Below are 203 nucleotides of genomic sequence, written 5' to 3' on the forward strand. Positions count from 1 at the left end.
GGCTGGGGATATAGGATTTGAACCTATGCATGACGGAGTCAAAGTCCGTTGCCTTACCGCTTGGCTAATCCCCAATATGCATATGATTCACAATTCCCCAAGATTTCATCCAGGTAAGAGGATGAAAAATGGTGGAGGCTGAGGGGCTCGAACCCCCGACCCTCTGCTTGTAAGGCAGATGCTCTCCCAGCTGAGCTAAGCCT

1 tRNA gene is annotated in these 203 nt (G+C 50.7%); it reads right to left on the reverse strand.

Annotation, left to right across the window (positions count from 1 at the left end):
- Positions 1-2 precede the first annotated feature (2 nt).
- Positions 3-74: transfer RNA gene (locus G9G54_RS25210), tRNA-Gln, on the reverse strand.
- Between the last annotated feature and the right edge of the window lie 129 nt (positions 75-203).

The organism is Paenibacillus sp. EKM212P, assembly GCF_011066115.1.
Taxonomy (GTDB): domain Bacteria; phylum Bacillota; class Bacilli; order Paenibacillales; family Paenibacillaceae; genus Paenibacillus; species Paenibacillus polymyxa_B.